This window comes from Bariatricus sp. SGI.154 (assembly GCF_050313795.1).
In the GTDB taxonomy this organism is placed as follows: domain Bacteria; phylum Bacillota; class Clostridia; order Lachnospirales; family Lachnospiraceae; genus CAMBRQ01.
In genome coordinates this window covers 18,825-27,743 of record NZ_JBNPMC010000046.1, presented here as the reverse complement: position 1 = coordinate 27,743, position 8,919 = coordinate 18,825, and the positions used below count along the sequence as shown (strand labels likewise).

The 8,919-nt window shown below is 44.3% G+C and carries 8 protein-coding genes; 7 read left to right on the top strand and 1 reads right to left on the bottom strand.

What is annotated here, in order from left to right; translation table 11 throughout:
• The 6 genes from ACQRBN_RS15585 to ACQRBN_RS15560 form a co-directional block, all read left to right on the top strand.
• The coding region (locus ACQRBN_RS15585) for a winged helix-turn-helix domain-containing protein (protein ID WP_427739968.1) at positions 1 to 201 on the top strand (201 nt) is incomplete at its 5' end.
• Between the two features lie 14 nt (positions 202 to 215).
• Entirely contained in the window at positions 216 to 1,097 is an 882-nt protein-coding gene (locus tag ACQRBN_RS15580; protein WP_427739967.1) for a sensor histidine kinase, read from the top strand.
• A gap of 157 nt (positions 1,098 to 1,254) precedes the next feature.
• Positions 1,255 to 1,974, top strand: coding sequence for an ABC transporter ATP-binding protein (locus tag ACQRBN_RS15575; RefSeq protein WP_427739966.1), 720 nt, complete (start codon positions 1,255 to 1,257; stop codon positions 1,972 to 1,974).
• Entirely contained in the window at positions 1,967 to 4,552 is a 2,586-nt protein-coding gene (locus ACQRBN_RS15570) for an ABC transporter permease (RefSeq protein WP_427739965.1), read from the top strand. Before ACQRBN_RS15575 ends, ACQRBN_RS15570 begins: the two co-directional genes overlap by 8 nt.
• A gap of 150 nt (positions 4,553 to 4,702) precedes the next feature.
• Complete coding sequence (locus ACQRBN_RS15565) at positions 4,703 to 4,954, top strand: kinase to dihydroxyacetone kinase (protein WP_427739964.1); 252 nt, start codon at positions 4,703 to 4,705, stop codon at positions 4,952 to 4,954.
• A 30-nt stretch (positions 4,955 to 4,984) separates the two neighbouring features.
• Positions 4,985 to 6,007 carry an aldo/keto reductase gene (locus ACQRBN_RS15560; RefSeq protein ID WP_427739963.1) on the top strand — a complete coding sequence of 341 codons (1,023 nt, stop codon included), beginning with the start codon at positions 4,985 to 4,987 and terminating at the stop codon, positions 6,005 to 6,007.
• A 104-nt stretch (positions 6,008 to 6,111) separates the two neighbouring features.
• Here the strand turns inward: ACQRBN_RS15560 and ACQRBN_RS15555 are convergent, their stop codons facing one another.
• Complete coding sequence (locus ACQRBN_RS15555; RefSeq protein ID WP_427739962.1) at positions 6,112 to 7,461, bottom strand: MATE family efflux transporter; 1,350 nt, start codon at positions 7,459 to 7,461, stop codon at positions 6,112 to 6,114.
• Positions 7,462 to 7,661: 200 nt separating this feature from the next.
• Here ACQRBN_RS15555 and ACQRBN_RS15550 point away from each other — a divergent pair, with 200 nt between their 5' ends.
• On the top strand, positions 7,662 to 8,903 hold the full coding sequence (locus ACQRBN_RS15550) for a threonine/serine ThrE exporter family protein (RefSeq protein ID WP_427739961.1): 1,242 nt from the start codon (positions 7,662 to 7,664) through the stop codon (positions 8,901 to 8,903).
• Positions 8,904 to 8,919: the final 16 nt, after the last annotated feature.

Genomic DNA, 8,919 nt, shown 5'->3' with positions numbered 1-8,919 from the left:
CTGGAGAACCGGGGAAGGATTCTGACCCGAAGTGTTTTGATCGACAGACTGTGGAGTGACGGCGGAGAATATGTAGATGAGAATGCGTTGTCCGTTACGGTGAACCGTCTTAGAAGCAAATTAGAGGATAAAAAAGATGGAGTTTCATATATACAGACAGTATACAGGCAGGGGTATATGTGGAAAAAGGAAGTGGAGTAAGGAAGTAGAATAAGATGTTAGGACGTAGAACACTGGATCGATTAGACCAGATGCTGGATGAAGCAATCGCAGGAACTTTCTGCGAGTCGGATTATGACGAATCTAAACTTTCAAAGGTAGAAGCGAAGTGGAAGCATTTTCTGGGAACATCCGTAATATCCAGAGAGAATCTGGAGAAGGAAAAAGAAAGTGTAAAAGGACTGGTTTCGGATATCTCTCATCAGACGAAGACGCCGATGGCGAATATTAAGTTGTATGCATCATTATTGGAGGAGAGTCTGCAGTCAGAGAACGGAGCGAATCGGGAAGAAATCCTTTGTAATAGAGAGAAGGACTTAAGAATACTGGGGGAGATCATCCGTCAGACGGAGAAACTGGAATTCCTGATTCAATCACTGACAAAGATGTCAAGGCTTGAGAGCAATATTGTAGAAGTACAGCCGAAGAGCCAAAAGATAAGCCGGCTTCTGGATACGGTGATTGAAGATATTATGCCCAAAGCGGAAAAGAAGAATGTGGGGGTCTTGAATACATATCATGATGAAGGAATCGCCTGCTATGATATGAAATGGACGAAGGAAGCACTGGGAAATGTACTGGATAATGCAGTGAAGTATTCTGCTTCTGGAAGTCAGGTTGTAGTATCCGTTACGGAATATGAACTGTATACCGCCATATCTGTGAAAGATTCCGGAATTGGGATTAAGGAAGAGGATACGGCGAAGATCTTCGGAAGATTCTACCGGGCAGAAGAGGTACAGCAGGAGGACGGTGTAGGAATCGGGCTGTATCTTACAAGGGAGATTCTAAGAAAAGAGAATGGCTATATTAAGGTGAAGTCTAAGCCCCAAAAAGGCGCTGAATTCATTCTATATTTACAGCGTGACAGTGTATAAAGAAAAGGTATAGATTTTACAAAGATTCTTTCAGATCTGTTAGATTCCGGAAAGAGTGTGGTAAGAACAGGAATATATAATGAGGACAGTAAAGAAATATGAAGTTGCTGTCCTCTTTTCTATATGATAAGAACACAGGGCAGCGGGAGGTGATAAGGTGAAAGTATTAGTGACAGACAATCTGAAAAAATACTATGGAACTGGAGAAAATCAGGTCAAAGCCTTAGACGGCGTGAACCTGAAGGTAGAACGGGGAGAATTTCTTGCAATCGTGGGAACCAGTGGAAGTGGAAAGTCAACGCTTCTTCATATGCTGGGAGGTCTGGATTGTCCCACATCAGGCAAGGTATTTGTGGACGATAAGGATATCTCAGCGTTGAAGGATGATGCATTATGTGTCTTTCGAAGAAGGAAGATAGGATTCGTATTCCAGAGCTATAATCTGGTGCCGGTGCTGAATGTATATGAGAACATTGTGCTGCCAATTGAATTGGATGGAAATACGGTAGATAAAGCATATGTAGATCGTGTGATTGCAGTGCTTGGGTTAAAAGAGAAACTTGAGAGCCTTCCAAGCCAGCTTTCCGGAGGCCAGCAGCAGAGAGTTGCCATAGCAAGAGCGCTTGCGGCGAAGCCCACCATTCTTCTGGCGGATGAGCCGACAGGCAATCTGGATTCCAGAACCAGCCAGGATGTGTTGGGACTGTTGAAAGTCACAGGAGAGAAGTTCGGGCAGACTATCGTAATGATTACCCATAACGAGGAGATTGCACAACTGGCAGACCGTATTATCCGGATTGAAGATGGAAGAATCTTAGGAGACGGCAGAATCTCAGACAATGACAGAAGTTTAAAAGGCGGTGAGGCGGATGAGTAGGGTAAAGAATCAGCGTGTAATCCGTAAAATTGCCGATCAGACAAGAAAAGCCGGAAAGGGCAGGAATATGATAGCGGTACTGGCAATCGCTCTGACAACGGTTCTTTTTACTTCTGTATTCACCGTAGGCGGGAGTCTGGTGAAGAAGTCGCAGGAGGCGACGATGCGTCAGGTGGGTGGGAGCGCCCATGCAGGTTATAAATATCTGACCAGGGAAGAATACGATATTGTAAAACAGGATAAGGAACTAAAAGAAGTTTCTTACCGTATTGCAGTAGGAGATGCCGTCAATAAGGAACTGCTGAAACTTCATACGGAAGTCAGTTACTATGAAGATCTGGATGCAAAGTTTTCTTTCTGCTATCCGGAAGAGGGGCATATGCCTGAGAAAGAAGACGAGATTGTCACAAGCGATCTGGTGTTAGAAAAACTTGGCGTTCCCTGCGAGATCGGGGCTAAGGTTCCGCTGGTATTGCAAGTGGGAAATCAGACGATTGAGAAGACCTTTACGTTAAGCGGATATTTTAGAGGGGACACAATCTCCCAGGTACAGATTGCCGCAGTGTCTAAAGCGTATGCGAATGCGGTGGCACCAACGCCAACTACATCTGCCATGGATCATCAGATTGATGCTTCTGATTATCCGGGGCGCATTATGGCGGATTTTAATTTTAAGCATAGTTTTAATCTGGAGAAGCAGGCGGCGGAATTAACCAAGCGTTGCGGATTCCCGGAGCATGTAGATACTGGAATTAACTGGGCATATATGGGAGATTCCATGGACATAGAAGTAGTGCTTACAGTCTTAAGTCTCTTTTTGGTAATTCTGGCATCGGGATATCTGATTATATATAACATTTTTTATATTAATGTATATCATGATATCCAATATTATGGCTTGTTGAAGACGATTGGGACAACGGGAAGGCAGCTTCGTAAGATTGTGCGTCGGCAGGCGTTCATGTTGTCCTTATATGGAATCCCGATTGGACTGGTGGTTGGGGCTGGCATTGGAAAAGTGCTGCTGCCGGTAATTATGGGAGAACTTACATTTACCGGAACAACGGATACGAAGGTGGTACTGAATGTATGGATATTCCTTGGAGCAGCTTTGTTTTCATTGATGACCGTATATATAAGTTGTATCAAACCGTGCAGAATTGCTTCAAAAGTATCGTCGATTGAGGCTGTACGATATACGGAAGGGCAAAATGAGATTAACCAGAAGAAGAAATCTCTGAAGACTAAGAAGACAAAACGAGTAAGTCCGAAAACGATGGCGATTCAGAATGTGAAGAGAAACCGAAAGAAAGTTATCGTAGTGGTCGCATCTCTCTCGCTGGCATTGGTCATTCTCAACAGTATCTATAGTCTGATACAGGGGTTTGACATGGACAAATTCGTATCATCCATGACGGTGAGCGATTTCTCAGTTGCAGATGCGACGCTGGATAATCTGTCTGTAGCGTATGATATGATCGTAACAGATGGCGTGACGGAAGAGTTTTTAAATGAATTGAAAAAGCAGAAAGGGATAGAAGAAACAGGGAATATTTATCTGAAAGAAATAGATCCCTGGTTTACAGATGAAGAGTTTGCTTTGATTGAGGAAAGGATCTTTGATAATCCGGATACCAGGGCAGAACTTGAAGAGATGACAACTAATGATGAGGAAGGAATGCTTGATGTCTGGCGGGAAGAAAGATTCGTTGATGGCAAAGTATACGGAATTAGCGAAATGGTAATGAATAAACTGGAGAATCCCGAGGGTGATTTGGATTGGGAGAAATTTTCGACAGGGAACTATGTAATTACGACCAGGTTTCGGACCAGCGATGAAGAGGGGGTTGACTTTTTTAAACCGGGTGAGAAAGTGACGGTTTGCAATGAAGCGGGAGAGAGACGGGAATATGAAGTACTGGCGGTGGCAGAAATGCCCTATTCCTGCGGGATACAGCATTTCGGTATGTTTGAATGTAATTATATTCTTCCGGAGGAGGAGTATCTGGATTTGATGGGAGATCAGCATCCCATGCGTACAATTTTTAATGTCGAGAAAGAGCAGGAAGAGAAAATGGAAGCGTGGATGGCAGATTATTGCGAGAATGTAAATGCAGATCTTACTTATACTTCAAAAGCGAAGATTGTAGAAGAATTCGATTCCTATAAAAATACGTATGTGATGATTGGCGGTCTGCTGGCATTGATTCTTGCAATGATCGGGATTCTGAACTTTGTGAATACGATGATTACATCCGTGTTGTCCAGGAAACAGGAATTCGCAATGATGGAAGCGGTTGGCATGACGGGCAAACAGTTAAAGCAGATGCTGTGTTTTGAAGGGGGATATTATGCGGTATTTACAAGTATCTGTGCGATCCTGCTGAGCGGGATCTTGAGTGTGACTGTAGTTCGTAATATTGGAGAAGGGTTCTTCTTCTTTACGTGGAAGTTTACGGTGCTGCCAGTGATTGTGTGTATACCGGTGCTGATGGTTGTGGTACTTCTGGTTCCTTTGATCTGTTATAGGAAGATGAATCAAGTGAGTGTTGTGGAGAGAATGAGGAAGGTAGAGTAGAGGAATTTTGTGGAGAAAAATGGGGGATTGGAAGTGGACGGTGCAAGGATGGGGTTTTAAAGTTATGCAGTTGTGTGGTATTATAGAAATAGTGGATTTGCATATGCATAGGTGGATGTGTGAAAGTGTGTGTTTGAAAGGAGAATGGATATGCTTGAGTACAGATATGATACACAACTGTTAATTGAAGGGGAAGACCTTGACGAAGATGTGATTAGTGATTATTTTACGGAGAATTTTAAGGGGGATTGTCTGTTGGCTGTGGGTGATGAGGAATTAATCAAGATCCATTATCATACCAATGAGCCATGGAAGGTGCTGGAATACTGTGCGACTCTTGGAGAGATTTTTGATATTGTCGTAGAGGATATGGACAGGCAGGCGAGAGGCTTAAAAGGATAAGAAGCGTATCGGTATGAAGGGAGGAAGAATATGGATACAGTAAGATTAGGGAGAATGGAGATTACGGTGAATAAGAACGGGTTCGGTGCATTGCCGATTCAGAGAATCAGTAAGGAGGATGCAGCTGGAATCCTTAAGAAGGCTTATGAGCACGGGGTACGCCTTTTTGACACGGCCAGGATGTATACGGACAGTGAAGAGAAGATTGGATATGCGCTTTCGGATGTGCGTAAGGAGATTTACATCACAACGAAGACGACGGCTATGGATGCGGAAGGGTTCTGGAAGGATCTGGAGGAGTCTTTGAAGATGCTTCAGACGGATTATGTGGATGTCTATCAGTTCCACAATCCGCCGTTCTGTCCGAAGCCAGGCGGCGAAGACGGATTATATGATGCGATGCTGGAGGCAAAGAAGCAGGGGAAGATCCGGTTTATCGGAATTACGAATCATCGTCTGGCAGTTGCGAAAGAGGCGATTGAAAGCGGTCTCTATGATACCTTACAGTTTCCGTTCAGTTACTTAAGCTCGGATCAGGAGATTGAACTGGTCCATATGTGCAAGGAGAAGGATATGGGATTCCTTGCTATGAAGGCGTTGGCAGGAGGCTTGATCAATCAGTCTGATATGGCGTATGCGTTCATGAACGAGTATGACAATGTACTTCCAATCTGGGGAATCCAAAGGGAGAGTGAGTTGGATGAATTCCTGTCCTATCAGGAGAATCCGCCGAAGATGGAAGGAGAGATTGCTGAGAGGATTGCGAAGGACAGATTGGAACTGCAGGGAGATTTCTGCAGGGGATGCGGATATTGTATGCCATGTCCAGTGGGAATAGAGATTAATAACTGTGCCAGAATGTCACTTCTTCTCAGACGTTCGCCGTCTGCGGCACATCTGGGAGAAGAGGCACAGGCAAAGATGAAGAAGATTGAAGATTGTCTGGAGTGTGGAAAGTGTAAGTCCAAGTGTCCATATGGGCTGGATACACCGGCACTTCTTAAAAAGAACTATAAGGATTATCAGGAGATCCTTGCAGGGAAGGAATTCTAACTGCCAATGACAGGTCCTGTAGGTTGCCCAAGCATCCGGAGGGAACTGCCATTGGCAGGTCCTGTAGGTGGTAAGAGAAATATGTGCTGTACATGGTCTGGAGATTATCCTCTCTCCAGACCATGAATCCAGTCGGATTTCCGATAATATATGAAAAATGTAACAGAACTTAAGAGCCAAGTCAGCGGATAAGCCCAGAAGATCATCTGAATATCCGGTATGATTCTGACTGCAATTGATATGTAACTGATGCGGATGATACACCAGCATACCATCATGACTACCATAGGAACCGTAGACTTTCCGGCTCCGCGCAAGATTCCAGCCATACAGTGTGAAAACGCCAGCAGGAAGTAGAAGAATGCGTCCGTACGCGCCTGGGCAGTTCCGAATGCAACTACCTCAGGAGTAGCGTTAAAGGCGGCAATCAGATTCGGTGCGAAGGTATAGATACATACTCCGACCAGTTCTGCCATGATGAGTGTGCAGATAATGCCAAATACAGTCCCTTTCTTAGCGCGTTCGTATTGTTTTGCACCCAGATTCTGGCTGATGAAGGTGGTAAGTGCCAGAGAGAAGCAGGTAATAGGCAGGAATACGAAGCCCTGGATCTTGGAATACGAGCCGCATCCTGCAACCGCCATTTGTCCAAACTGGTTGATATTCGCCTGGACGAATACATTGGCGATCGAGATGATGGAATTCTGAAGCCCAGCGGGAAGCCCGTTCGTGATAATCTGCTTCAGCATTGCGCCATCCAGCCGTATCTTACGGATGGAAAGACGGAATTCCTCCGGGCTGTGCAGTAACTGCCACAGGCATAGGAAAGCGCTTATGAACTGTGAGATCACCGTAGCCAGTGCGGCTGCGCCTACGCCGAAGTGGAATATGGCGATTAGTACCAGGTCTAAAACGATATTTACAATCGAAGAGATTACAAGATAGATCAGAGGATGACGGCTGTCTCCTACCGATTGCAGAATCCCTACGAAGAAGTTGTACATAGCGAATGCCAGTGATCCGGCAAAATAAATCCGAAAATAGGTAATTGAATTAGGCAGGACTTCCGCAGGAGTTCCCATCCATATCAGAATCTGCGGAGCGGCAATTACGCCGACTGCCGTAAGGACTGTGCCGCAGATCAGTCCAAAAGCGACGGTCGTATGTATTGCTTTTTGAAGATTCGCAATATCCAGTGCGCCGAAGAACTTGGCAATCACAACGCCGGCTCCGATTGCCATTCCGTTGAAGAATCCGACCATCAGAAAGATCAGATTGCCGGATGAACTGACCGCCGCAAGAGCAGCGTTGCCAATGAAATTTCCAACGATCAGCGAATCGGCAGTGTTATAAAGTTGCTGAAACAAATTTCCCCAAAAAAGAGGAACCGCAAACATAATAATGCGCTTCCAGATGGCCCCATCGGTCATAAGGGTTGATGATGAAGTTGACATACCCAAAGATTCCCCCCGTTTCTTTCGTATATAATCTAGTATAGAGTGATGCAAAAGGAAATTCAAGTAATTCCTTCGATTAAGAGAAGAGTAAGAAAAAATAAAAAATATGTATAAGATTTTGGTTGACTTCTAAAAAATCAATGATATGATTCATATTGAGACTTATAAAGGAAATGACATTTGAGAGGAAATATTATATGGATTATAACAGAATTATACAAGGGATACTTGACATCGGAGAAGCAATGCTGCAAAGTGGTGCGGAGAATTTCAGACTGGACGACAGTCTGTACAGAATGTGTAAAAGTTATGGATTTAAGCGATATGATGTGTTCGTAATTCCCAGCAATATACAGATTACGGTAGAGACACCGGAAGGAGAGATCATCACTCAGATTCGTCATATTGAGAATACGGATGTTGACTACGACCGTCTGGATTATCTGAATAATCTATCCAGATATGTATGCAAGAACAAGCCGGATGAAAAAGAACTGAGAGAAAAATATCTGGAAGTAATGGGAAGGGAAAAACAGCATCCGGCAGCCAAGTATTTTGCCGGTGTTATGGGTGGCACTGGATTCGCGGTTTTCTTTGGATGCGATCTTATGGATGCGATCGTAGCGGTCATAGTGTCTTTGATGATTGTCATCGTTGGCGGCTGGTTGAGCAAACGAGAAGACAATCTGCTGATATACAATCTGATATTGGCATTTCTTTCAGAAGTGATCATCATTACGATGACGCGTCTTGGAATCGGCAGCCATGCGGATCGAATTATGATTGGAATCGTTATGCTGTTAATTAGTGCGCTTGGCACGACGAATGGAATCCGGGAACTTCTACAAAGAGATTATATATCTGGTACGATCAATATTATGAATTCTATGCTGGGAGCCTCGGGAATTGCATTTGGAATTGCACTTGCTATGTTGCTCTTAGATGGAGTGGCTTCAGAAGGATTTATATTGAATCACAGTATTCCGATTCAGTTGATCTCTTGTACCATTGCATGTACGGGATTCGCTTTCTGGTTCAAGATTCGGGGGAGACAGGTATTGTATTCCAGTATAGGAGCCTTTTTCACCTGGGCAATCTATCTTGTAGTGTATGAATTGGAACCGAGTAATTTCCTGGCAACATTGGTTGCTGCGATATTCGTGGGATTCTATGCATTTATTATGTCCAGGATCAATAAGGCACCGTCTACTATCTTCCTGACAGCGTCTGTTTTCCCGCTGATTCCGGGACCGAACCTGTATTATATGATGTTTGGATGTGTGAGCAAGAATGTTGCGCTGGCATTTGAGGAGACTGTCGTCTTATTGGCGACCTGTCTGGCGATTGCATTGGGATTCCTTGTGGTTGACGTGGTATCCAGAGGCATCATGCGTGCGATGAAAACAGAATATCATATTGGCAAGCGTTCTTCACGGTAGGAAGAATGATTCCGCA